The sequence below is a fragment of the Hydrobacter penzbergensis genome (genome assembly GCF_900106985.1).
GTDB classification, from domain to species: domain Bacteria; phylum Bacteroidota; class Bacteroidia; order Chitinophagales; family Chitinophagaceae; genus Sediminibacterium; species Sediminibacterium magnilacihabitans.
In genome coordinates this window covers 22961-46826 of sequence record NZ_FNNO01000001.1, presented here as the reverse complement: position 1 = coordinate 46826, position 23866 = coordinate 22961, and the positions used below count along the sequence as shown (strand labels likewise).

Below are 23866 nucleotides of genomic sequence, written 5' to 3'. Positions count from 1 at the left end.
TGTAAGGCGCAAGATTTCTGAATTCACCTTGAACTCACTTGACGGATAACCGTAGAAAACCATCTTTTTAGAGAGAATATGGGGATAAAAAGAACGGCATCGGTACAGTGCTATTGTGCTAATCTTGTGCAAGGGGAACTACCTTTATAAAGTGCAGAATACCAATGTAACCATATTGCTCGACACCCGCAGAGAAAAGAAAGATTGCACCTATCCGGTCATTCTTCGGCTTGGGCACAACGCACGGACGACCGCAATTGCAACCGACATCAGCATACCCCTTGGATACATGCAGAAATGAGATAGGCTGTCTCATAAGAGCAGCCTATCTCAACGATATAGATATATCTCAATGCACGCTGCTCACTCGCGTGGTGATCGCATACACGCATACAATGACCGTGAGAACATAATACAAGGTCAAATATGTTTTGCTTGGCACCGGATTGGAAATGAAGTCAAACCGTTTTAAGAAGGCGGGCTTGAAATACAGATACGCGAGTTTGCCAAGGTGTGCAATCGTCGCGATTGACAAGAGCGCGACGATGACATATTCCGTGATTTGTTTCAACATACGATTGATATTTATGAGGTTATAAATCACCACCAATCCAAGCAGCTTCCCAGGTCATACACCATGATGGCAACGGTGATGACACCGGCAACTCTGCGCCCGATCACTTTCAATGCGGCAATGGCGGTTTCTTCAGTCGCGCCCGCAGCGATGCTCTGCCAGAGATTGCGCGCATCAGAAAGGCCGATCACCGAACCAACCGCAGAGAGCAAACAGTCAAACGTCGCTCGGTTTGATTCCACCGCAAACCCTTGCCCCGGTGCGTGGAGCGAGGCACTCATGTTGATCGTTGCCGCGTGCCGCTCTTTTGCCGCATAGAGCACCCCTAAAATTATGATTCCTTGGGGATTGTTCACAAAATCTTGACGAATATCTCGCTTGTATTTGGCGTAAAAGTAGCTCGCAACCTTGTTTGCGAGCGGATACACGATTGCCCGCGCATCGGCTTCATTGTTGGTCGATATGGCCGCCTGCAAGCGACAAAGAGTACGCCAGCGATCACGAGAAAGAGGAGTGAGTAGAAAATGTACTTTTTCATATCATGGATTTAAAGGTTCGCTCCCTTGTCTGACGCCATAGGGCGCATGTTCGGCGCTTTTTTGCTTGCTTGTAGTGCAAAGGTTCCAGATGCGTCTGTGTACCCGGCTGGTACCGTCCCGGAGCAGTATCGTGGCTGCCAACGTCCGTTCGGTTTTTTCTTCGGGTGCAATACGAAGTGCCCGCTGCAACGAGCAGGGTGTTCGCAGGAGCAAATCATTGCACTATTCTTTTGTACGCAATACGATGTGCGCCTCGCTACACCATGCTATCGACGCATGACCGAACGAGTGCCGGCATACCGGGCATCCTACGTATGAGCAAAGTATGCCGCACTCTATGGATGGGGGGTGAAGAAAAACGAAGCGGGGGGACATATTGCAAGGAAACCCCTGCAGTATGCTTCATTTTCGATGCTGTATTGAATGTAGGAATATTTTTTTAATATTCAAGTACTTTATATGATATTTTTCATCGTGTTGTGTACCAGCGTTCTATCCCAGCGGATGCTTCGATTTAACAATGAAGGAAAGCCCGTAACCGTTCCAGACTTGTATGAATTGTATTCTCAGGCAAAAGATTCTGAAGAAGATGAGATCAAAAAATCGGATGAAATCGGTAGAGTTTGGAGCAAATTGCATTTCAATAGAACGATAACCAAGAAATCGTTTAGCGAGTTGGAAAGAGATTTGAAAGCAGTCTTGCAGAAATCTTTAATTCAGAATAACTAAGAACCCTCCGAAAAAGCTAAAAGCAGTAGTTGCAACTATAAAAAAATTATGCACAGTACCTGCGTGCATCAAACAGGATAGAAACGTTGTGCAAGCCTTGTGCAAATAAAAAAACAGTTAGACGTTTCATAATCTAACTGTTTGATTTTTAAGTGGGAGCACACGGGTTCGAACCGCGGACCCTCTGCTTGTAAGGCAGATGCTCTAAACCAGCTGAGCTATGCTCCCTTTTTGTTGTTTGGGAGTGCAAAAATAGGGACTGTGGAATAACTGCCAAAAAAATGTTCAACTTTTTTTAATCTAACTGCTGTAATGATATAATAACTTGCCACTTGTAATCAAATCTTTATGCTGAAAACAATAAGCTTACTAATCATTTCCAACATCTTCATGACATTCGCCTGGTATGGTTTATTAGAGAAAAAAGAACTGTCTCTATGGAAGGCCATTCTTTTAAGCTGGGGCATTGCTTTCTTTGAATATTGTTTTATGATTCCCGCTAACCGGGCAGGATTCCAGAACGGTTTTGGAGGATTTCAATTGAAGATCACCCAGGAGATCATCACACTGGTTATATTCTCGGTATTTGCCGTGTGGTACCTGAAAGAGCCCTTCGAAACCAAATACCTGATCAGTTTTCTTTTGATATTAGGGGCGGCTTATTTCGCCTTCAAAAAATAAAAGAACAAAGGGTAACCTGTTGCCAGATTACCCTTGTTTTACCCTGCTGCATAAAAAATGGAAAAAACTATAAGCTTTTTTGTATTGCTAGTACTGATATATGACCGTTACCGGCATCGATTGGTTTAATGGAAGTATTTGTTTTAATCGTATTTTAAGGGATCAACAACCTGGCGATTTTCCCTCCGCCTCCTGCCAGGTACACGGCCTTGCCATTTTTGGCCTTTTGCACCACATGAAACCCTTCTTTACTAATGAGCAACCAGTTCATTCCCCCGTCAGTGGAAATATCTACCCCGGAAGTGCCGCAGGTAACCAGTTGCTGGTTATTCAAATAAATCACGCAGGACCGGTAACCATGAGGAGGGGTGTAAGGCTTCGATACCTGAACACCGCCCGGTTGAATGGATAACAATACGCAATTGCCCGAGCTGATGGTGTCTTTGGCAAAATCGCCGCCTACCACTACGGCCCTGTTTGCTGATTCATTTACTGCAATGGAATTGGCACCTGTACTTTCCAACCCTTGCATCAACGGCAGCGAATCCTTGTGGTAGAAGCCGGTCCAGAGATTAGATTTTCTTCCCCCTGAAATAAAAGTAACGGTATACTCTTTGTTGAAACTGGTAAGCTTGACATTGGTGCCGCTGGAAGCAAAAAAAGCTTCTCCCTCGGCCAGTTCGGGAAAAGAAGCTGTATTCAGTTTTTCCCAGGTATTGGCCCCGTCGTAAGTGCGGGCAAAAAAAGCTTTTTTATTGATGGGGTCGCCTATTACGATGCCTGTTTTTTCGTTGGCAAAATGCATGGCATCAAGGAACATGCCTTTGGTACTGTCTTCAAACACTTTATGCCAGCTGGTGCCGCCATCGGTAGTTTTCAGGATCACCGCGGGCTCTGCAATGCCCATGATCACCGCCGTACGATCATCAAAAGCCTCGATATCCCTGAAATCCCTTTTTTCATAGCCCGGAACGGTAAGCCAGGTCCAGCTACGGCCACCGTCTGCAGACCGTGCCACCGTACCATTACTGCCACTGGCCCATACCAGGCTATCGTTTACAACACTTAATCCACGCAAACTCACCTGTTTGCCCGACTGCAACAATTGAAGAGAAGGGGATTGAGCCTGAACAGCAAGCGCCATCCATAATAACCCCGCACAGGAAATAATTTTTAAAAACCGCATACTAACTACATTTTTGCACCCTAAAATAATCAATTAGCCAATTCGTCAATTCGACAATTAGCCAATTACCACATTGCCAAATTGACGAATTGGCTAATTGTCGAATTTAAATTAATAGTATAATGATCCCTTACTGGATGAGCCGTACCCAGTTGATGCTGGGCGATGAAAAAGTGGAAAAACTGATGAACAAAAATGTACTCGTGGTAGGATTGGGTGGTGTGGGCGGAATCTGTGCCGAAATGATCGCGCGGTCAGGCGTGGGGCGCATGACGATCATCGACGCAGATACGGTAGACCTGAGTAACGCCAACAGACAAATACCGGCGCTGCATTCAACAGCTGGAAAACTGAAAGCAGAAGTGCTGGCAGAACGATTGAAAGACATCAACCCGTCGTTGGAATTGACGGTGCTTACCGAATACATACGCGATAGCCGCACCATTGAGATCCTGGATGCGGGGCAATTTGATTATGCAGTGGATTGTATCGATACATTATCACCCAAAGTGCATTTCATCAAAGCCTGCCGTGAAAGAAAAATACCGATTGTAAGCTCATTGGGCGCCGGAGGTAAAGTAGATCCTTCTCAAGTAAAAGTGACGGATATTTCCAAAACCTACGAGTGCAACCTGGCCAAGTATGTACGAAAGAAACTGCGCGGCTTGGGTATCCATAAAGGGATCACGGTGGTGTTCAGCGCCGAAAAAGTAGACCAGTCGCGCGTGATAGAAACAGAAAAAGCCTACCCCAAAAAATCTGTTATCGGCACCATCAGTTATATGCCGGCCATTTTTGGCTGTACCGCCGCCAGCGTGGTCATCAGAAACCTGATGGATTAATATAAAAGATATGCAGCCGTTGCCGCCTTCCAATCATCAACGCGGGTATGTTTTGTAATAGCTGCAAGGAAAGCGGGGAGCGGCAAGGTGAAAAGGTTTTCACTGTTACGCAACCCTGTTAACTTATCTAGGTGTCCTTTACCGGAAGGATTTACATGCGTTGGATAAGGAGCCCAGGCAAATTCTTTCGGATACAAAGATTGAATGAGTTTGATCAGCAACAACCCACTCCAGACGGTTTGAAAGTGGCCGGGCGCTGTTATTTCCATCTTTACTCCATAGCAGCGTTTGGAAGCATATTTACCTTCAGACGGAATGAATTCAGTTGCTTGCACAGACAAACCTTCTTCACTCATTTCTTTCAGTCCGTTTGCCAAAACAGGCCCGTTGATCCACGGAGCTCCCGCTACACGGAATGCATGATGAGTGCCACGCCCTTCACTAATATTGGTGGCTTCGAGCATGCAAAGACCCGGGTACAATAACATACTTTGAAAATCCTGTATAGCAGGTGAAGTAGGAACGAAAGGAATACCCCAATCGGGTTGGAAACTATTCCTGTCCCATCCTTTGCAAGCAACTACTTCAATGAATGCGCTGAGTTTTCGTGTGGCATTGAAGTAAAGCGCCAGCTCTCCCAATGTGCAACTATGTCTTACCGGAACAGGCCAGCGGCCGATAAAGGAAGCATTATCCGGCGCCAACATAGGGCCTTCTGCCAAATACATATTGCCCGAAACAGGGTTGGGCCGGTCCAATATCACCAGTGGTTTTTGAAAATGGGCGGAAGCTTCGATGATATGCGAAAGTGTCCAGAGATAAGTATAAAAACGGGCGCCGATATCCGGTATATCAAACAATAAAATATCTATGCCGGCAAGATCTTCTTCCGAGGGAGCCAGCTTGGGTCCGTATAAACTGATAACAGGCAACCCCGTTAACGGATCACGGCCATCCTGCATGGCTTGTCCGTCTGCCCCGCTTACATCGAGCCCGTGTTCCGGAGAGAAAAGTACGCGAATATTGAAACCAGCTTCCAGTAATGCCTGACGTGATGGTTGTAATGCATGGGTGGTAGCCGCATGATTGGTCACCAGTCCGATGGCTGCTTTTTTCCAGGAAGGAGATTGTTGCAGAAGAATGTCAACGCCAAATTGTACCATGCGCAAATGTATGGGTTCCGTTTTTTATCCACATTGTGGAGGCATTTGTAGAAAATAAAACTTGGGACAAGGCACGAGGTGGTTAGATTTGCGGGTTGGGGAATCGGTATGAAATTTGACCCCGAAAAATACGATTCAACTTAATTTATAATAAGACAGGAAATATATGGCTGAACCGAAGAATACGAACGAGTATACCGAAGAATCGATACGGTCGCTCGACTGGCGGGAACACATCCGGTTAAGACCCGGTATGTACATTGGAAAGCTGGGCGATGGCTCCGCTCCCGACGATGGAATCTATGTATTGCTCAAAGAAGTTGTGGATAACTGCATCGATGAACATACCATGGGTTATGGCAGGCAGGTGGAGATCAACATCGAAGGCAAAAAGGTATCGGTGCGCGACTACGGGCGGGGTATTCCCCTGGGTAAAGTGGTGGATGTGGTGAGTAAAATCAATACCGGCGCCAAATACGATAGTAAGGCTTTTCAGAAAAGTGTGGGATTGAACGGCGTGGGTACCAAAGCCGTGAATGCATTGAGCCAGTATTTTAAAGTAACGGCTTTCCGTGATGGAAAAGAAAAAACAGCCGAGTTCGAGAAAGGCGTGCTGGTGAATGAACACAAAGAAACAAAGACCACAGAAGAGAACGGAACCCTGGTAAACTTTGTACCCGATGAAACGGTGTTCCGCAATTTCCACTTCATCCACGAATACCTCGATAACCAGTTGTGGAATTATTGCTACCTCAACGCAGGGTTGGCCATACACCTGAACGGGAAAAAATACATCAGCAAGAACGGTTTGCTCGATTTGCTGCAACGCAAGACCAATCCCGATGAACTGCGTTATCCCATCATTCACTTAAAAGGAAATGATATAGAAGTCGCCATCTCGCATAACAACGATTATGGCGAAGACGTGTTTTCTTTTGTGAACGGACAATTTACTACACAGGGCGGTACCCACCAGCAGGCTTTCCGGGAAGCTTATGTAAAAGTGGTGCGCGATTTTTTCAAGAAAGATTACGACGCATCCGATATACGTACCAGCATTGTGGCGGCTGTTTCGGTGCGGGTGCAGGAGCCCGTATTTGAAAGCCAGACAAAGACCAAACTGGGATCGTTGAATGTGTACGAGAACGGACCCAGTATGAAAAATTTTGTGCTGGAATTTTTGTCGAAAGAACTGGATAACTACCTGCACCGCAACCCCACCATTGCCGATGCGCTGAAGAAAAGGATCGAGCAGAGTGAAAGAGAACGGAAAGAACTGGCAGGCATTAAGAAACTGGCCAATGAGCGCGCCAAAAAAGCCAATCTGCACAATAAGAAACTGCGCGATTGCCGTGTGCACCTGAACGATGAGCCGCCTTCTAAGAACAAAGAAGAGTTTGTATCGTCGCAGAATAACAGCACCATTTTCATTACCGAGGGAGATAGTGCCAGCGGAAGCATTACCAAATCGAGAAATGTAGATACGCAGGCAGTGTTCAGTCTCCGGGGTAAGCCGTTGAACGCATACGGACTGACCAAAAAAGTGGTATATGAAAATGAAGAGTTTAATTTGTTGCAGCATGCGTTGAATATAGAAGACGGACTGGAAGGCCTTCGATACAACAATATTGTCATCGCTACCGATGCCGATGTGGATGGTATGCACATCAGGTTGCTCATGATGACTTTCTTTTTACAGTTCTTCCCCGACCTGGTGAAAAGAGGACATGTCTATATCCTGGAAACACCCTTGTTCCGGGTGCGTAATAAACAGGAGACCTTGTATTGTTACGATGAAGGAGAAAAACAAAAAGCCATCACTAAACTGGGCGGCAAGCCTGAGATCACCCGCTTCAAAGGGTTGGGAGAGATCTCACCCGAAGAGTTCGGACGTTTCATTGGCGAAGACATGCGCGTGCAACCGGTTATCCTCGAGCAGGGCGATCATATACAGCAATTACTGGAATATTATATGGGAAAGAATACCATGGAAAGGCAAGACTTCATCATCAATAACTTGCGGGTAGAACTGGATGAAGTGGAAGCAACCGTTTAACCAATCTAAACCTGCCTGGCGGTAACCAGGCTATTCAATTATAATGATTCATATAGTATTTGAACAGGCGAACGTAGCAGTATTGCAACAGGCAATGGAACTCGATGAGGCTTTACAGGGAGAAGTGGTAGAGATCAAAGACGATTATGCAGTGGGACCGCTGCTGAACATTTATGAAACGGAAGGATACCAGGCCCGGCGCGACTGGTGGAAGACCTTGCTGGAATATTCACCCTATACCGATTCGTTGAATATAGTGGATGATAAACTGGCAGTACACCAATTATTGAAAGCAATAGATGAACAACCGGAACAGGAATTGTGGATATGGATGGGGCAAAATGCGCATGATGTATGCAGTTATTATTGGCTGATGAGCCAGTTGAAAGAATACCAGGGACGCGTGCAGGTATTGTACCTGAACAATCTTCCCTTCATCAATGAGAAAGGAAATATTTTTTATCCTACCCATCTCCACGAAATACAACCCAAAGAATTCCGTAAAGCCATGCGCCTGGCTCGTCCCATTACGCTTAGTGAGTTTGAAGTAGATCCGGATGAATGGAAGAAATTGTGCCAGGAAAATGCGATGGTGCGCTTCCTGGAAGGAGGCAAAAAGATCACCGGTAAGGAAGTAGATTTTTACGATAAAGACATCTTTGCTAATCTCAACGGAGCCATGAAACTGGGTAAATTGCTGAACACTACATTGGGAAAAATGAAAGTGCAAACCGGCGATACATTCCTGGTATGGCGTATCAGAGAACTGGCAGCAGAAGGAAAGCTCGAAATTGCGGGCGACTGGAATAAAGGATGGAAAGAGATCATAGTAAAATTACCCGGTACCGGCGCAGTAGTAACGGAAACAGCAGAAGAAGAACAAGGATAAAACGTTTAAAAAAGAAACAAATGGTGAAGGTTATTCCAGTACAACAGATAGGATCAGATGAAAGAGGAACTACGCATGTGTTCGAAACCGACCGAACAGGACAATTCATCGTGTCATACCGCAAGGCCGGCAGTTCCAGTGGAAGACATTACCACAAAGGCGTTTCGCCCAGGAAGAACCCGGAACAGATCATTATTATGCAGGGAGAAGCAACCGTAAACTGGTTCAATGTGCGCGGCGATGAAAAAGGAACACTGAAAGTAAAAGCGCCGGCGATGGTGATGATAGAACCCTGGGCCTGGCATGAAGTGGTTGCCGATACAGACATAGTTGTTTTTGAACTCAATGCACTGGCAGACGGACAGGACGATACCTACCGGATTGAAAAATAGCAGATCATGGCGAAAGAAAAGAAAGAGAACAGGATTTTTGAAAACGAAACCGGTGTACAGGGACAGTATAAGAACTGGTTCCTGGAATATGCTTCTTATGTAATACTGGAAAGGGCGGTGCCGGCCATAGAAGATGGGTTGAAACCGGTACAAAGGCGCATCCTTCATTCCATGAAAGAAATGGATGATGGACGTTTCAATAAAGTAGCTAACATCATTGGTCAGAGTATGCAGTTCCACCCGCATGGCGATGCCAGTATCGGCGATGCATTGGTGAACCTGGGACAGAAAGACCTGCTCATTGACACACAGGGAAACTGGGGCGATGTAAGAACCGGTGATGAAGCGGCTGCCTCGCGTTATATTGAAGCGCGCTTGTCGAAATTCGCACTGGAAGTGGCTTTCAATGCCAAAACCACAGCCTGGCAGTTGAGTTACGATGGAAGAAAGAACGAGCCGGTTACCCTGCCTATGAAATTTCCTTTGCTGTTGGCGCAGGGAGCTGATGGTATTGCAGTGGGACTTTCAACCAAAATATTGCCGCATAATTTTTGTGAACTGATCGAGGCTTCGATCAAGTGCCTGAAAGGAAAGAAGTTTGAACTGTATCCCGATTTTCAAACGGGAGGCATGATCGATGTATCTAACTATAACGATGGAAAAAGGGGCGGAAAGGTAAGGGTGCGCTCACGCATAGAAGAGCTGGATAAGAAAACGCTGGTCATCCGCGATGTACCTTATGGTGTTACCACATCGCAACTGATGGAAAGCATCACCAAAGCGAATGATCAGGGAAAGATCAAGATCAGGAAAGTGATTGATGTTACGGCCAGCGAAGTAGAAATACAGATCGATCTCGCGGCGGGCATATCACCCGATATTACCATTGATGCCCTGTACGCTTTCACCGATTGTGAAGTGAGTATTTCACCCAATGCCTGCGTGATCAGTGAACAGAGACCGGTATTCCTGGGCGTGCATGAATTGTTACAGGTATCTACAGAAAATACCAAAAACTTGCTGGGACGCGAGTTGGAGATCAAACTGGCAGAACTGGAAGACAAATGGCATTATACCTCACTCGAAAAAATATTCTTTGAAGAAAAGATATACAAAGAGTTGGAGCAAAAGCACGCTACCTGGGATAAAGTGATTGAAGCCATTGACAAAGCATTTGTTCCCTTCAAGAAAAAACTGAAACGCCCCATTGAGCGGGAAGACATACTCAAGCTCACTGAAAAACCGGTGCGGAGGATCTACCGGCTCGATATCAATGAACTCAATGAACAGATCAAAGGCATTGAAGCGGATATCAAACAGGTGAAATACGACCTGGAACACCTGACCGATTTTGCAGTGGCTTATTTCGAAACCCTGCTGAAGAAATACGGAAAAGGACGCGAACGTAAAACGGAGATCAGGGAATTCGATACCATCCAGGTGAAACACGTGGCCATTGCCAATACCAAACTGTACCTGAACAGGGCCGAAGGCTTTATTGGTACAGGTTTGAAGAAAGATGAGTTCTTATGTGATTGTTCAGACTACGACGATATCATTGCTTTTACAAAAGCAGGTACAATGAAAGTGGTGAAGGTCGCTGATAAAGTCTTCATTGGGAAAGACATCATCCACGCGGCGGTGTTCCAGAAGAACGATGAACGCACCACTTACAACATGATCTATGTGGATGGAGCCAGTGGCGTAAGCTATGCCAAGCGCTTTAATGTAACCGGCGTTACCAGGGATAAAGAATACAACCTTACCAAAGGATCGGAGAAAAGTAAAGTACATTATTTTACGCCCAACCTCAACGGTGAAGCAGAAGTAGTGAAAGTGGTATTAAGTCCCAATTGTTCAGCCCGCATCAAAGAATTCGATTTTTATTTCGAAGAACTGGAGATCAAAGGCCGGAGCAGTATGGGTAACCAGGTAACCAAGTATCCCATCAAAACCGTTAAATTCAAAGAAGCGGGAAGGGCCACACTGGCTGGCAGAAAACTGTGGTTTGATGACAAATTCGGCAGGTTGAATACGGAAAGCAAAGGCCAATACCTGGGCAGTTTCGAAGAAGAAAAAGTATTGGTCTTATACGAAGATGGCAGTTACGAATTGACGGATACCGAACTTACACAACGCTTCGAGCCCGAAAAGATCATCCTGATAGAAAAATTCGATCCGGAAAAAGTGATCACCGCTGTTTATCTCGATAATGAGAAAGCGCAGTTCAACATCAAGCGTTTTAAGATAGAGACCACTACGCTGAAAACACAGTTCCTCTTTATCAAAGAAGGCAAAGGCAACCGCCTGGAAACAGCCACTACAGATGAAAACCCTATACTGACAGTGCATTCAGGAAAGGGTACCCAGATACGCAAAGCGAAATTCAAAGTAGCCAATATGGTAGAAGTGATGGGATGGAAAGCTGTAGGCGCCAAGCTCACCGATTTCAATAAGAGCATTGAAATGGAGTGGGAGCACCGCCCCAAAGAAGAAAATACCGCGCCCGAATTGTTTGGCTAAACCCCTGGCTGTTTTTTTGCGTATACTTAATAAAAGTAAGCGCTATGGCTAAAGCTTATGCATTCATTACCCGCTGGCAGGTGCGAGCGCCCTTACCGGAAGTATGGGACCTGATCTATGATTCGGTACAATGGCCACAGTGGTGGAAAGGTGTATTAGCCGTATCGGTTATCAAAGCAGGCGATGAAACAGGCGTAGGGGGCGTGCGGAAATATACCTGGAAGAGCGTGTTACCCTATCGGCTGGAATTTGATATGGAACTGGTGGTGATAGACCGTTACAGGTATATGAAGGGTGTTGCGGCAGGAGAACTGGATGGAATTGGTGAATGGTATTTTGAGGAAAAAGACGGGATCACTTATGTTCAATATAACTGGAACGTATTTACCAGGAAAGTATGGATGAATGCCTGTCATTTTATGCTGAAACCTGTTTTCGAATTCAATCACCACCAGGTGATGGCCTGGGGGGCAAAGGGATTGGCTCGTAAATTGAATGCTGAATTGCTCAGTTGCCGTTCAAATGCTTATTGATGTTCCTTCTTTTTCAGTCTGATAGTGGCCGTTTGATCCAGGTCGCTTGTTAATATCAATTCATGCCGCGTATTGCCATCGTAAATGATCATAGCCGCAGTATTAGGAGGGATGGTGCCCAGGTTTTCAGCGTACATGCTCAGTTCATTGTATGCAAGTGTTGAATCGAGTGCCAATTTCAACCGGATGGCTTTGTGGGTAAGAGAAGTTTGGTGTAATACCTCTTTGTTGTTGAAAAACAAAGAGATGATATCGTTATCAATAACACCATTGTCGTAAACCTCAACACGTATAGTTGGGGCGGCGATCTCCAATTCTTTTGTAAAGGTCTTGCGACGTGCCAGGAAATCTTCCCGAACAGGCAGAACGCTATCGGCAGGCTTGGTGCGGGCCATACTGGCAACGGTGTCAAGCGGTTCGAGGCCGGTTTCAACAGACGCGAGTGTAGCCGTATCGGCAGAGAGCCTGAAACGGAAATGCAGATCGGGTGCGGTAAACTTATGTGCGGCATCGCTGGTAAAGCTGCCGGAAAGCGATGATTCGGTCCTGGAAGAGACCAGGGTAAAGTTGCCCGACATGATACAATCCACCCCCATACGGGTGCTGGTTGACTGGTAATGTATCACTGATAGCGGGTTGATGCGCAACTTTTTGGTTGGTGCATCATAAGTGCCGGATAGCTTAACGGTAAAAAGACTATCCCTGAAATAATAACTGAAAGTTCCGCTGATCAACCTGCCCCTTTGCTTCAGTTTCAATTCGGCCATATAGCTGCTGTGCTCACCATTGGCCACCACAGTTCCCAACCCATACCAACTACCGTTCAAAGATTGTGCAGCTGACCATTTAGCCTGCACGAATAAAATCATCACTACAAGGATGGTGCGGAAAAAATGTTTCATAAGGTGCGTAAAGTAGTAAAGGTTGAACAGATGGGTTTGCAAAGTTGCCAACAAGGTGTTGCGGGTAACTATGCGTATCTTCGTATTTGAACAAAACCCATACCAAATGATCAGGGTAGGAACATACCAGGTGTTGAAAGTGAACAGGAAAGTCGAATTCGGTTTTTACCTGGATGATGGCGCGGAAGGCATATTATTGCCTAAAAGGCTTGCCCCCAAAGCGTTAAAGGCCGGCGATGAAGTACGGGTTTTTGTGTACCACGATTCGGATAACCGGTTGATCGCTACTACGCAGGAAGCCAAAGGATCGGTTGGAGATATTGTAAAATTAACAGTAGTGGCCGTTACGCGGCAGGGCGCTTTTCTCGACTGGGGATTGATGAAGGACCTGTTTGTGCCAACCTCCAAGCAATTGGGTGGCATGCGTGTTGGCGCCGAATACCTGGTGAAAATATATTTGGATGAAATGACCGGAAGAGTGGCTGCCACCGAGAAAATTGAAGCCCTGCTTTCCAATGATGAGCTGACGGTGAAAGAGATGGAACTGGTAGACCTGGTGGCTTATCGCCCAACAGAGTTGGGATACAGCATGATCATTAATAACAAACATACAGGCCTGCTCCATAACAACGAGATATTCCGGGAACTGCACCCCGGTGATAAAATGAAAGGGTTTATCAAAACCATTCGTCCGGATAATAAAATAGATGTGGTATTGGGCAAACCAGGCTTCCAGAAAGTAGAAGACGAATCTGCCAAGATACTCCGTCTTTTACAGGAGCACGATGGATACCTGCCTTACCACGACAAGTCAGACCCGCAGGAGATCTACGACTTTTTTGGTATGAGTAAGAAAGCATTCAAAATGACCACCGGCAGCCTATATAAATTACGAAAGATTGAATTCACCAAAACAGGTATCCGCCTGCTGCATCAGGAAGAATGATAGCAGTTATTCAATCAGTATTTAATTGACAGCCTTTTTTATTTACAAACTCCGTCACAAGCCGAAAGCCACCAGCAACCGCAGCCCCAACTGGAAGCAGTACAAGGAACGGCTTTGCAATTAGTAAGTAAGCAGTCGTCGCAATTGGTTTGCCTGGACGCAAGGTTACAATCGCAACCGGGTAACACCGGTGATGCCTGCGCAATCATGGCCGTTTGATTTTTTTCGCCGAGGGAAGTAGATATGGAAATAAATGATGTTGAATCATTCCGGAATACCTCTTTTGCCTTTACGATCCACTCGTGATAGAATCTTCCGAAAGATTCTCTTTGCATGGAACTGTCAGGGTTGTAAACGGCAGGGGTGAGGTGCGAAGAGATCTGTTGTAATACTTCTTTTTGTTCATTGCTTAGGGAAGTGGCAAGGGCTCCCTCTATACGATTTTGCCAGAGTGCCGATTTAACAGCCGGAGACAATGTGCTGAAAATAGCTTTCTGGTCTGCAATGTTTAGATTTGACAATGCAACGCGAAATGCAGTAACAGGGTTTGTTTTGTTCTCCATATTGCCGTTGCTGGAATCATTGCCGGCCTGCTTGTTTTGTCTGCAGGAAAGCATAACAAGAATCCCACCCAGTACGAGCATGGAAAAACGGGTAAAAGTTTTCATGGTTTTAATATTTAGGATGACGGATGAAGAAACAGATCCAATAATGCCTTGAATACGCTTGTAAATGATAAAAGCCCTTGCAAATGATGGTTGCTTGTAGATACCTGGATGAAAACGAAGTAGTGCCTGACTTGTTGTTTTTTATGCAGAGAGATGGTGTATTTCCTGCTACAAGATAACAGTTGGAATGCACAGATACAAGGCAAAAGATAATATTTCATGCTTTTGAAACGCTAACGGCTGTTAGTATTTTACCCTTATATTTGTGTTTCAATTCTTTAATTATTATGAGCAACAGAACCGTTTATATTGTTTCGGCCGTTCGAACCCCCATTGGCAGTTTTGGGGGATCATTGAAAGATTTTTCAGCAACACGGCTGGGTTCCATTGCAGTGAAGGCAGCTGTTGAACGGGCAAGCATACAACCAGGCGATGTACAGGAATTATTAATGGGCTGTGTGTTGCAGGCCGACCTGGGCCAGGCGCCCGCCAGGCAGGTGGCTACATTCGCCGGACTACCCAACAGTGTAGTCTGCACAACCGTTAATAAAGTTTGCGCGAGTGGTATGAAAGCCATTGCGCAAGGAGCGCAAAGTATTTTATTGGGCGATGCGGATGTTGTAGTGGCCGGTGGTATGGAAAGTATGAGCAATGTTCCTTTTTACAGTTCCAATATGCGTTGGGGTAATAAGTATGGTAATGTGAACCTGGTTGATGGCCTGGCCAAAGACGGACTCACCGATGTATACCATCAATATGCCATGGGCAATGCAGCCGAACTGTGCGCAAAAGAATGCCACATTTCACGCGAAGAACAGGATGCGTTTGCCGTAGAAAGTTATAAACGAAGTCAGGCTGCCTGGAACCAGGGAAAATTCGATGCAGAAGTGATACCGGTAGCCGTGCCGCAGCGTAAAGGAGAGCCCATTCCATTTTCAAAAGACGAAGATGCTTTCAACGTAAAGTTCGATAAGATACCCGAGCTCAAACCCGCTTTCATCAAAGACGGCACGGTTACGGCAGCCAATGCTTCTACCATGAACGATGGCGCTGCAGCAGTAGTGTTGATGAGTAAAGAAAAAGCGGATGCGTTGGGCATTAAACCTTTAGCAGTGATTCACAGCTATGCCGATGCAGAACAGGCACCGGAATGGTTTACTACCACACCTTCACTGGCTGTTCCCAAAGCAGTGGCCAAAGCGGGATTGCAAATGAAAGACATCGATTATGTGGAATTGAATGAAGCCTTTTCTGTTGTGGGTATTGCCAACATACAGAAAATGAATCTCGATCCGGCTAAAGTGAATGTGCATGGCGGAGCGGTATCATTGGGACACCCGCTGGGTTGCAGTGGCGCCCGCATCATTGTTACGCTGATCAACGTACTCAAACAAAACGGAGGAAAAATAGGAGTAGCCGGTATCTGTAACGGCGGCGGCGGCGCCAGCGCGATGGTGATTGAAAATGTAAAATAAAAAAAGATCGTCATCCTGAGCGAGCGAAGCGAGTTGAAGGACCTGCTTGAACACTCGGTCAGATCCCTCGGCTACGCTCGGGATGACGATCAAACATTAGACAGAAGCTCCTTCACAACAATACAGATACCCATCACCAATACAAACCACCCGAACCCTTTTTTAAGTTCGTTGCCTTGTAGTTTTGCTTTGAAGCGATCACCTATAAACATCCCGACGATGGAAGTAGCGGTGATCGTCAGTAATAATGCCCAGTTGAATTGATGATGGGCCAGGTCACCCAGGAAACCGAATAATGAATTCATGGCAATGATCAAAAGGGAAGTACCCACTGCTTCTTTCATGTCCAGGTGAAAAGAAAATAATAAAACGGGTATGATGATGAACCCGCCCCCGGCGCCCAGCAAACCGGTCAGGATACCCGTTTCAACGCCCCGTATCAATGCTTTGGTCAGATGCAGCTGCCGGTCATTGCCCGCTGCCGTGCAAGGCGTTTCTTTCTGGATCATGTTAAAGGCTGCCACAAACATCACCACTGCAAACAGCAGCATAACGGCGATGGACTTGGTCATCACAAAACTGCCTATGGAAAACAATTGCGTTGGAATAGCAGGCACCACAAACTTCCGCATGATCACTACCGTAATAATAGAAGACAATCCGAAATAAAAAGCTGCTTTCAGGTTAACCAGCTGCTTGCGGTAATTGAGATAAGCGCCGGCCAGGCTACTGCCTCCCACGATAAAAAGAGAATAACCCGTAGCTAAAACAGGTTCTATATGAAAAAGGTAGACTAAAACAGGGATCGTCAGGATCGAACCTCCGCCACCGATCAGGCCCAGCGAGATTCCTGTGAGAAGAGCTGTAAAATATCCGGCAATCTCCATGCTGTTTCTTGAAGCAAAGATGGAGAATAATACCGTAACCACATTATTTTTTTACAACCTGCTGATGCCAACCCTATGCCGCAGGTAATGATCGGCTGTTACTTCATTCACCATGAAATCGGCAATATCTCCTGCTGCTACCTGAAAATGATTGGGACTGGGAGGATAATCGGCATTGGTAACATACCTGCCTGTATGGTCCTGGTCGAGAATATCGGGAGAACAAACGAAGGTCCACTCGAGTGGAGACTGTTGAAGGTATTGGTAAGCATGCAGGTGTTCCAGTCCTACTGCTTTGTACTCTTCGGGATAATCTTCCGCTTCAATGATGAAATGCCCGGACGCATCATTCAACACACCCATTCCGCCAAGCGCCACGATCCGTTTTACACCCGCCTTTTGCATTTGGGTGATGATATTTTTGATGCCGAGGCTCCTGGTATTATCCGTCCCGTCGATGGAGCCGCCCAATACAGAGATCACTGCATCGGCGCCAGTTACGGCATCTAATACTTCTGCTTCATCGAACACATAACCTTTGATGACTTCCAGTTGGTGGTTGGCATTTTCTTTATCGAAGAGATATTCCACGTTACGTCCGAATGCACGTACCTGGTATCCTTTATTCAATGCAGATTGAACAACTCTTTTGCCTACTTGTCCGGTAGCGCCGAATACAGGTATGATCATATTGCCTGTTTTAAGGCAATTTACAAAAATAAAAGGCAGTGAAAAGGATCAGGCGGCGGCCTGCTCGGCTATTTCTTCGGGGGTAATGGCTGTATGGCTCTCATCGTAAATGCATTCGCCATTTCGGATGATCAATACCTGCGGCGATTCGTGGTGTACCCGGAATTGTTCGGCCACCTGTGCAGACAAAGACCGGTAGTTCAGCAGGTCGAGAAAATAAAAATCAATGGCTTCCGGCGCTGCGGCACGCTCGAGCCGGCTGAGTACGGTAGAGCTGATACTGCAGCGGGTACTGTGTTTGAAAATAACCTGTGGCCTGGAAAATGACGTTTGTTGAATAGCGGCCAGTTGCTCCGGCGAAGTAAGGGGAATCCAATTCATGCTACGATGCACCATTTACATTCTGAAATAACGGGGATTGGTAGTAGGGCAGCCCCGGCCCCTGGACGAACTACAAGACGAAAGGAGACTCATTCCCAGTATAACCAAAAGAGATAAAGTGAGAATCTTTTTCATACAGATAGGTATATAAAATATTTAGCCCTTAATTTGCGGCTGCTCCAAAGATAACAATAATAAGCATCCGATGAAGGTACATTTTATCGCAATAGGTGGCAGTGTGATGCACCAACTGGCCATTGCCCTGAAACACAAGGGTTATGAAGTGTCTGGGTCCGACGACGAGGTATTTGAACCGGCCAGTTCCAACCTGGCTGCAGAAGAACTGTTGCCGGCGCAAATGGGCTGGCATCCCGGTCTGATTACCAAGGATATAGATGCGGTGATCCTGGGAATGCATGCCAAAGCCGATAACCCCGAACTGCAGCGAGCGATGGAGCTTGGACTAAAAATATATTCTTTTCCTGAATATATTTTCCATGAGAGCCGGGATAAAAAAAGGATCGTGGTAGGAGGCAGTCATGGCAAGACTACCACTACCAGTATGATCATGCATGTGCTCAGGCAACTGCACTGCGATTTTGATTACCTGGTAGGAGCAAGGGTAGAAGGCTTTGCCCAATCGGTTAACATTACGCATGCGCCGGTCATTGTATGTGAAGGGGATGAATATCCTGCCAGCGTCATAGAAAAAAGACCGAAGTTCCATTTTCTCTATCCGCATGTAGCCATTATTACCGGCATCGCCTGGGATCACATCAATGTGTTTCCCACTTTCGATTTTTACCTGGAGCAATTTGTGCTCTTCATTCAAAAAATAGAAAAAGGCGGCCTGCTCATTTACAACGAAACAGATCCGGTATTGCGTCAGTTGGTGAACGATCACCAACGCAGCGACATACGCTACCAGCCTTATGGTGTACCGGTACATACGATCAGCGATGGACAAACGAAGGTTACGATTGAAAACAGCAGCGGTCTTCTGCAGGTATTTGGCAACCATAACCTCATGAACCTGCATGCTGCTTATTATGCGTGTAAAGAAATGGGTATTGCAGCGCCGGATTTTGTACAGGCCATCGGTAGTTTTACAGGCGCCGCCAAAAGACTGGAACTCGTTACTTCGAATGAACATACCCGTGTATACCGTGATTTTGCACACGCACCGAGTAAGGTGAAGGCAACTATTGAAGCCGTGAAGCAACAATATCCCAACCGGAAACTACTGGCCGTACTGGAGCTGCATACATTCAGCAGCCTGAATGAAAAATTCATGCAGGAATACCAGGGTGCAATGGATAAGGCCGACCAGGCCGTTGTATTTTATTCCAAGCATGCCCTTGCACTCAAACGCATGCCCGATCTGCCTGTCGACAAAGTACAGCAAGGTTTTGCCAAACCAGGTCTGCTGGTGCTGAACGACCGTGCTGCACTGGAGCAATGGTTGAAAGAACAGGCTTACCAGGATGCTACGCTGCTTTTCATGAGCAGTGGCAATTATGATGGCCTGGATATGCTTACATTCGCAAAACAAATCACAGAATAATTACCCTTGCTACCCATGAAACTCCAACTAAGCAGACCCATTGCTTTCATCGACCTGGAAACCACCGGCGTCAATATCAGTGTTGATCGCATTGTTGAATTAGCGATCGTAAAAGTAATGCCGGATGGTTCGAGGCAGGTAAAGCGCAAGCTGATCAACCCGTTGATGCCCATCCCTGCCAGCGCCAGCGCAATACATGGCATCACCGATGATATGGTGAAGGATGCTCCCAGTTTCAAACAGGTGGCAAACGAAGTCAAACAATTCATAGACAATTGCGATATGGGCGGATACAACAGCAACCGGTTCGATATACCCATGCTCATTGAAGAATTCCTGCGCATAGGGATCGCTTTTTCTGTGGAAGGAAAAAAGATGGTGGATGTACAGAAAGTGTTTCACATGATGGAGCAACGGACCTTGAGCGCGGCGTATAAGTTCTATTGTCAGAAAACACTGGATGATGCGCATAGCGCAGAAGCAGATGCCACCGCTACCTGGGAAGTACTGGAAGCGCAGATAGAGCGCTATCCGCAGATCGGTAACACAGTAGAAAGTATTGTGAAGTTCACCGGGGAAGATGATATTGTGGATTTTGCCCGCCGCTTTGTGAAAGAAAAAGGGATTGAAGTGTTCAACTTTGGCAAACACAAAGGCAAGCCGGTGGCACAAGTGCTCAAAGAAGAGCCCCAGTATTACGATTGGATGATGAAAGGAGATTTTGCCATGAATACCAAGCAGAAACTCACCGAGATACTGAACCGGACCTTGTTAAAAAAAGGTTAGGCATTATTTACTGACCGTTACACATTGAGTATTTACCGTAATTTTTTTGCCGGCAGCATGTTGAAACGCTTCTGAATTGTACCTTAGCGACTCAATTTACTTGGCTGTTTGGAAAAACTCGTTATCATACCTACGTACAATGAAAAGGATAACATCGAAGCCATCATTTCGGCGGTATTCGATCTTAACCAGGGTTACCATGTACTGGTGATCGACGATGGTTCACCGGATGGTACGGCGGATATTGTACGCGCACTTATGCAACGATATCCCGATCAGTTGTTCATGGAAGAAAGGAAGGGAAAACTGGGATTGGGAACTGCCTATATCCACGGTTTCAAATGGAGCCTGGAACGCGGGTACCAGTTCATTTTTGAAATGGATGCCGATTTTTCCCATAACCCCAATGACCTGGAACGTTTATACGAAGCCTGCAAAACAGGCGGAGCCGACCTGGCGGTAGGCAGTCGTTACGTGCCTGGAGGAAAAACAGAGAACTGGCCGCTCGACAGGAAATTATACTCCAAAGGAGGCGCCCTTTATACCAAACTTATTACCTGGATGCCCGTTAATGATCCCACGGCGGGTTTTGTCTGCTATCGCAATACCGTATTGGAAACCATCAACCTCGATGAGATCATGTTCGTAGGCTATGCTTTCCAGATAGAAATGAAATTCGCCACCTGGAAACTCGGATTCAAGATCAAAGAAATACCCATCACTTTTGTCGATCGCAAAGTAGGCGTCAGCAAAATGAGCAAAGGCATCATTAAAGAGGGCGTGCTGGGGGTATTAAGGGTACAGTGGCACAGCCTGTTCACCAATTACCGCAAGCGGGTAAAGAATACAATGTCCGATACAAGTGATTCTGTCGCCCCCAAAGCCAGTTAAACATGCATTTTATTCCTGGTTCACCAGTATGCGGACCTTTGCCCAATCTTTCTCTTTAATTGCATCCATGAGCAGCCAATAGGCGATCGCCGATAAAAGGAACAGTATCAGCACTACTATAAGATATTGATACACCATAAAATGCAAGAATGCTACCAGGGCAACGATGAGCATGGTAAACATGTTACGCAGGAATTGACCGGTCTTTGAACTGGTGGATTGCAGTTGTGAAAAGGGAAGTTCCTTTATTGTTATATAAGCCAGTAATGCAACAAAAGTGAGCATATTGCAAAACCCAAGCGATAGGTTGATTAAGAAGGCTGGCCCTACGAGAATGATCGCAGCAATAACAATGATGCTAGCTAATGGCATGAAAAACTGTATGGTTACAGCTTTAACGGCGCCACTGATCAATTGTCCGGGCTTTTGTATTGGGGTAGTAACAAACATCCAGGAAGCTTTGTATTGCTCTGAATAAACGATCTGTTGTACAGCAACAATCAGGATAAAGCAACTGAAATACATAGCCATCATGCATAATTCTTTCAACCTGAGTGCATGTGGCTTGGGGTGTTGGCCCGTTTGGTTTCCCAGGAATAATACAACAAACATCACGATCAGGTATCCAAAAGCAGGGTATACTTTCATTTTGAAATCCCTGCTACGGATCATCATTTTCCAGGCATGCAGGAAACCTACACGTTCTGCACCTTTCCGGGTGAGTAGTATTGCTATCCTTTCAGCATACCTCGACGATTGATGCGTACCCGCTTTGTTTTTACGAACAACGGGGGCCATTTCACTGCTGCCGCTGATCTGTGCGAGTTGCTGGTTAAAAGAAGGTGCAAAATAGTGGATCACCAGCCAGATGCTCAGCCAGGGCGTTAAGATGCTTAATGCCAGGCAAATGATCAGAGGAATGGTAAAATGCCATTCAATCAGAAAAGAATATCCGCCTGCAAACCAGTAGGGGGGAAATAACCATGCCCACCAAATATGTGTTATGTCAATATTTTCTACATGGCTGCGATTATATAAGTTAGGAATCAATTGGTACCCTCCATAAACAAAGATGGTAAAGAGTATCTGGAAATAACTAATGATGTTCTTAAACTTTTCAGGCGTGGTTATTTTCAATATCAGTAAATAAACAGCATTGATCAGGAAAATGGTAAACAAAGTAGCAGCCAGTATCATAAGCAAGAAAGGTCCTACAGCACCCAACCCCTGGTGATAACCCATGTATATGATACCCGGAAGAGTCATGGGCAATACTATTTTTGAGACGTGTATGATGATATGCAATAACCGCGCAAATACAAGACTGCGTCCGTTCACCGGTTTGGGCAACAAAATAGTATTATCTCGCACATCGAGTAATACCGAAGTGAAATCTGAAATGAGTGTGGAAGCCAATATGAAAACATAAAAGCTGAAATAGGTGGTGAGCTTGGTGATATAATTTTGCCCCACTACAAAACTCACCAGGAAGAAGAACCCCATGAATGCAGCAAGCGCCATGGTGCCCAAAGTGGCCAGATTGATGGTGCGGCCTTGTTTGGAAAACCTTGTTTGCTGAAAGCTATTGGGCCTCCTGTCATCCATGATGAGCTTAGCCTGCAGAATGGCTTTCAGGTGGTGGGTATTCACGCCCATTTTTCTGTACAAACCTGATGGCAATAAGATGAGGCGGAGAAAAAATTGATTGACAATGTTCATGCAAACACGTTTAGTTTTCAAAAGCGCTGATCAACTGGTCAGCGGCATCCGACAGGTTTTCTTTGGCAGTGAGGTGTGCAAAGATTTGCTCCAGGCTCTGATCTCCCTGTTGCTGTTTAAGCTGTTCAAAACTGCCATCGGCAATAATGGTGCCTTCATTGATCAGTACAATGCGATCGCTTACTTTTTCAACAATATCCATCATGTGACTGCAATAAAAAATGGTCTTTCCATCTTTGGCCAGTTTGCTGATTAACTCTTTTACGATGATCACACTGTTGGCATCCAGACCGCTCAACGGTTCATCCAGAATGATGATGCCTGGATTGTGCAACAATCCTGAAATGATCAGCACTTTTTGCCGCATACCTTTGCTGAAAGTATCCATCCGCTGGTCTTTGTTTGCTTCCAGTCCGAATGCCGCCAGCATTTTCAGCATGCGTTCAGCGGCCGTTTCTTTGGGTATATTGTAGAGTTCAGCCATGAAGCTCAGGAACTCAACCGGGGTTAATACTTCATAGAGTTCGGCCAGTTCGGGTATATAGCCTATTTTACTTTTGACTGCTATGGGGTCTTCGCGCAGGTTGACGCCACTGACCTGTACCTCACCTTCAAAGTCTGGGATGAGGCCACACAATATCTTTACCGTGGTACTTTTTCCAGCTCCATTCGGACCAATATATCCGATTACCTGTCCTGGATAAATATCCAGGTTGATACCCTTCAATACTTGCTTAGAGCCGTAATGTTTATGCAGATTCCGTATCCTGATAATAGGTTCCATGAGCTGATATATGATGATAAATAAAGCTATGACTTATTATGTATTCGCCTTATAATTATTTTTGTA

Annotated in this window: 23 protein-coding genes and 1 tRNA gene; 12 read left to right on the top strand and 12 right to left on the bottom strand. The window is 45.8% G+C overall.

The annotated features are described in order from the left end of the window. Positions 1-349 precede the first annotated feature (349 nt). From BLU98_RS17490 to BLU98_RS00220, 3 genes are all read right to left on the bottom strand, one after another. The gene (locus BLU98_RS17490) at positions 350-574 is read right to left on the bottom strand and encodes a hypothetical protein (protein ID WP_139173795.1); all 225 of its coding nucleotides are present in this window, start codon (positions 572-574) and stop codon (positions 350-352) included. Positions 575-600: 26 nt separating this feature from the next. Then, positions 601-1050, bottom strand: coding sequence for a hypothetical protein (locus BLU98_RS00235; RefSeq protein WP_092721250.1), 450 nt, complete (start codon positions 1048-1050; stop codon positions 601-603). Between the two features lie 945 nt (positions 1051-1995). Then, positions 1996-2070: transfer RNA gene (locus BLU98_RS00220), tRNA-Val, on the bottom strand. Positions 2071-2190: 120 nt separating this feature from the next. Between BLU98_RS00220 and BLU98_RS00215 the strand changes: the two genes are divergently transcribed. Then, complete coding sequence (locus tag BLU98_RS00215) at positions 2191-2523, top strand: DMT family protein (protein ID WP_257574594.1); 333 nt, start codon at positions 2191-2193, stop codon at positions 2521-2523. A gap of 154 nt (positions 2524-2677) precedes the next feature. On the opposite strand, the gene BLU98_RS00210 is transcribed toward BLU98_RS00215, so the two are convergent. Then, complete coding sequence (locus tag BLU98_RS00210) at positions 2678-3709, bottom strand: WD40/YVTN/BNR-like repeat-containing protein (RefSeq protein WP_257574593.1); 1032 nt, start codon at positions 3707-3709, stop codon at positions 2678-2680. A gap of 122 nt (positions 3710-3831) precedes the next feature. On the opposite strand from BLU98_RS00210, the gene BLU98_RS00205 reads away from it, so the two are divergent. Next, complete coding sequence (locus BLU98_RS00205) at positions 3832-4551, top strand: tRNA threonylcarbamoyladenosine dehydratase (RefSeq protein ID WP_092721246.1); 720 nt, start codon at positions 3832-3834, stop codon at positions 4549-4551. On the opposite strand, the gene BLU98_RS00200 is transcribed toward BLU98_RS00205, so the two are convergent. Beyond that, positions 4548-5714 carry an exo-beta-N-acetylmuramidase NamZ family protein gene (locus BLU98_RS00200; protein ID WP_092721245.1) on the bottom strand — a complete coding sequence of 389 codons (1167 nt, stop codon included), beginning with the start codon at positions 5712-5714 and terminating at the stop codon, positions 4548-4550. The two genes, BLU98_RS00205 and BLU98_RS00200, sit on opposite strands and share 4 nt — an antisense overlap. A 166-nt stretch (positions 5715-5880) precedes the next feature. Here BLU98_RS00200 and BLU98_RS00195 point away from each other — a divergent pair, with 166 nt between their 5' ends. From BLU98_RS00195 to BLU98_RS00175, 5 genes are read left to right on the top strand one after another with little or no spacing between them, the layout of a single operon-like run. Next, on the top strand, positions 5881-7770 hold the full coding sequence (locus BLU98_RS00195) for a DNA topoisomerase IV subunit B (RefSeq protein ID WP_092721244.1): 1890 nt from the start codon (positions 5881-5883) through the stop codon (positions 7768-7770). A gap of 43 nt (positions 7771-7813) precedes the next feature. After that, positions 7814-8659: a DUF1835 domain-containing protein gene (locus tag BLU98_RS00190; protein WP_092721243.1), complete on the top strand. Its 846-nt coding sequence runs from the start codon at positions 7814-7816 to the stop codon at positions 8657-8659. 20 nt (positions 8660-8679) lie between these two features. Beyond that, the gene (locus tag BLU98_RS00185; RefSeq protein ID WP_026769902.1) at positions 8680-9051 is read left to right on the top strand and encodes a polysaccharide biosynthesis C-terminal domain-containing protein; all 372 of its coding nucleotides are present in this window, start codon (positions 8680-8682) and stop codon (positions 9049-9051) included. Between the two features lie 6 nt (positions 9052-9057). Continuing rightward, positions 9058-11574 carry a DNA gyrase/topoisomerase IV subunit A gene (locus BLU98_RS00180; protein ID WP_092721242.1) on the top strand — a complete coding sequence of 839 codons (2517 nt, stop codon included), beginning with the start codon at positions 9058-9060 and terminating at the stop codon, positions 11572-11574. Between the two features lie 44 nt (positions 11575-11618). Continuing rightward, the gene (locus tag BLU98_RS00175) at positions 11619-12107 is read left to right on the top strand and encodes an SRPBCC family protein (RefSeq protein ID WP_092721241.1); all 489 of its coding nucleotides are present in this window, start codon (positions 11619-11621) and stop codon (positions 12105-12107) included. Here the strand turns inward: BLU98_RS00175 and BLU98_RS00170 are convergent. Then, positions 12101-13009 (bottom strand): hypothetical protein, encoded by a 909-nt coding sequence (locus BLU98_RS00170; RefSeq protein ID WP_092721240.1) that lies wholly within the window; start codon positions 13007-13009, stop codon positions 12101-12103. The two genes, BLU98_RS00175 and BLU98_RS00170, sit on opposite strands and share 7 nt — an antisense overlap. A 106-nt stretch (positions 13010-13115) precedes the next feature. On the opposite strand from BLU98_RS00170, the gene BLU98_RS00165 reads away from it, so the two are divergent. Further along, complete coding sequence (locus BLU98_RS00165; RefSeq protein ID WP_092721879.1) at positions 13116-13955, top strand: CvfB family protein; 840 nt, start codon at positions 13116-13118, stop codon at positions 13953-13955. Positions 13956-13993: 38 nt separating this feature from the next. Here BLU98_RS00165 and BLU98_RS00160 read toward each other — a convergent pair whose 3' ends face one another. Beyond that, positions 13994-14623 (bottom strand): bacteriocin fulvocin C-related protein, encoded by a 630-nt coding sequence (locus BLU98_RS00160; protein ID WP_092721239.1) that lies wholly within the window; start codon positions 14621-14623, stop codon positions 13994-13996. A gap of 287 nt (positions 14624-14910) precedes the next feature. On the opposite strand from BLU98_RS00160, the gene BLU98_RS00155 reads away from it, so the two are divergent. Beyond that, a complete protein-coding gene (locus tag BLU98_RS00155) occupies positions 14911-16098 on the top strand; it encodes an acetyl-CoA C-acyltransferase (protein ID WP_092721238.1) in 1188 nt (395 codons plus the stop codon). Positions 16099-16187: 89 nt separating this feature from the next. On the opposite strand, the gene BLU98_RS00150 is transcribed toward BLU98_RS00155, so the two are convergent. From BLU98_RS00150 to ytxJ, 3 genes are read right to left on the bottom strand one after another with little or no spacing between them, the layout of a single operon-like run. Next, the gene (locus tag BLU98_RS00150) at positions 16188-17027 is read right to left on the bottom strand and encodes a sulfite exporter TauE/SafE family protein (RefSeq protein ID WP_257574592.1); all 840 of its coding nucleotides are present in this window, start codon (positions 17025-17027) and stop codon (positions 16188-16190) included. Positions 17028-17036: 9 nt separating this feature from the next. Beyond that, positions 17037-17675, bottom strand: coding sequence for an NAD(P)-dependent oxidoreductase (locus BLU98_RS00145; RefSeq protein ID WP_092721236.1), 639 nt, complete (start codon positions 17673-17675; stop codon positions 17037-17039). 48 nt (positions 17676-17723) lie between these two features. Continuing rightward, entirely contained in the window at positions 17724-18056 is a 333-nt protein-coding gene (gene ytxJ, locus BLU98_RS00140; RefSeq protein ID WP_026769910.1) for a bacillithiol system redox-active protein YtxJ, read from the bottom strand. Between the two features lie 205 nt (positions 18057-18261). On the opposite strand from ytxJ, the gene BLU98_RS00135 reads away from it, so the two are divergent. From BLU98_RS00135 to BLU98_RS00125, 3 genes are all read left to right on the top strand, one after another. Beyond that, positions 18262-19620 (top strand): UDP-N-acetylmuramate--L-alanine ligase, encoded by a 1359-nt coding sequence (locus tag BLU98_RS00135; protein WP_092721235.1) that lies wholly within the window; start codon positions 18262-18264, stop codon positions 19618-19620. A 15-nt stretch (positions 19621-19635) separates the two neighbouring features. Then, entirely contained in the window at positions 19636-20406 is a 771-nt protein-coding gene (locus tag BLU98_RS00130) for a 3'-5' exonuclease (RefSeq protein WP_092721234.1), read from the top strand. Between the two features lie 108 nt (positions 20407-20514). After that, positions 20515-21297, top strand: a complete 783-nt coding sequence (locus BLU98_RS00125) for a polyprenol monophosphomannose synthase (protein WP_092721233.1) — start codon at positions 20515-20517, stop codon at positions 21295-21297. A gap of 9 nt (positions 21298-21306) precedes the next feature. Here BLU98_RS00125 and BLU98_RS00120 read toward each other — a convergent pair whose 3' ends face one another. Together BLU98_RS00120 and BLU98_RS00115 are read right to left on the bottom strand one after the other, a co-directional pair. After that, the gene (locus tag BLU98_RS00120) at positions 21307-23016 is read right to left on the bottom strand and encodes a hypothetical protein (RefSeq protein WP_092721232.1); all 1710 of its coding nucleotides are present in this window, start codon (positions 23014-23016) and stop codon (positions 21307-21309) included. 10 nt (positions 23017-23026) lie between these two features. Next, the gene (locus BLU98_RS00115) at positions 23027-23800 is read right to left on the bottom strand and encodes an ABC transporter ATP-binding protein (protein ID WP_092721231.1); all 774 of its coding nucleotides are present in this window, start codon (positions 23798-23800) and stop codon (positions 23027-23029) included. Positions 23801-23866 lie beyond the last annotated feature (66 nt).

Coding starts and splice junctions, on each gene's coding strand:
- BLU98_RS17490 (WP_139173795.1), bottom strand. CDS start 574: ATGTTGAAACAAATCACGGAATATGTCATCGTCGCGCTCTTGTCAATC.
- BLU98_RS00215 (WP_257574594.1), top strand. CDS start 2,191: ATGCTGAAAACAATAAGCTTACTAATCATTTCCAACATCTTCATGACA.
- BLU98_RS00210 (WP_257574593.1), bottom strand. CDS start 3,709: ATGCGGTTTTTAAAAATTATTTCCTGTGCGGGGTTATTATGGATGGCG.
- BLU98_RS00205 (WP_092721246.1), top strand. CDS start 3,832: ATGATCCCTTACTGGATGAGCCGTACCCAGTTGATGCTGGGCGATGAA.
- BLU98_RS00200 (WP_092721245.1), bottom strand. CDS start 5,714: ATGGTACAATTTGGCGTTGACATTCTTCTGCAACAATCTCCTTCCTGG.
- BLU98_RS00195 (WP_092721244.1), top strand. CDS start 5,881: ATGGCTGAACCGAAGAATACGAACGAGTATACCGAAGAATCGATACGG.
- BLU98_RS00190 (WP_092721243.1), top strand. CDS start 7,814: ATGATTCATATAGTATTTGAACAGGCGAACGTAGCAGTATTGCAACAG.
- BLU98_RS00185 (WP_026769902.1), top strand. CDS start 8,680: ATGGTGAAGGTTATTCCAGTACAACAGATAGGATCAGATGAAAGAGGA.
- BLU98_RS00180 (WP_092721242.1), top strand. CDS start 9,058: ATGGCGAAAGAAAAGAAAGAGAACAGGATTTTTGAAAACGAAACCGGT.
- BLU98_RS00175 (WP_092721241.1), top strand. CDS start 11,619: ATGGCTAAAGCTTATGCATTCATTACCCGCTGGCAGGTGCGAGCGCCC.
- BLU98_RS00170 (WP_092721240.1), bottom strand. CDS start 13,009: ATGAAACATTTTTTCCGCACCATCCTTGTAGTGATGATTTTATTCGTG.
- BLU98_RS00165 (WP_092721879.1), top strand. CDS start 13,116: ATGATCAGGGTAGGAACATACCAGGTGTTGAAAGTGAACAGGAAAGTC.
- BLU98_RS00160 (WP_092721239.1), bottom strand. CDS start 14,623: ATGAAAACTTTTACCCGTTTTTCCATGCTCGTACTGGGTGGGATTCTT.
- BLU98_RS00155 (WP_092721238.1), top strand. CDS start 14,911: ATGAGCAACAGAACCGTTTATATTGTTTCGGCCGTTCGAACCCCCATT.
- BLU98_RS00145 (WP_092721236.1), bottom strand. CDS start 17,675: ATGATCATACCTGTATTCGGCGCTACCGGACAAGTAGGCAAAAGAGTT.
- ytxJ (WP_026769910.1), bottom strand. CDS start 18,056: ATGAATTGGATTCCCCTTACTTCGCCGGAGCAACTGGCCGCTATTCAA.
- BLU98_RS00135 (WP_092721235.1), top strand. CDS start 18,262: ATGAAGGTACATTTTATCGCAATAGGTGGCAGTGTGATGCACCAACTG.
- BLU98_RS00130 (WP_092721234.1), top strand. CDS start 19,636: ATGAAACTCCAACTAAGCAGACCCATTGCTTTCATCGACCTGGAAACC.
- BLU98_RS00120 (WP_092721232.1), bottom strand. CDS start 23,016: ATGAACATTGTCAATCAATTTTTTCTCCGCCTCATCTTATTGCCATCA.
- BLU98_RS00115 (WP_092721231.1), bottom strand. CDS start 23,800: ATGGAACCTATTATCAGGATACGGAATCTGCATAAACATTACGGCTCT.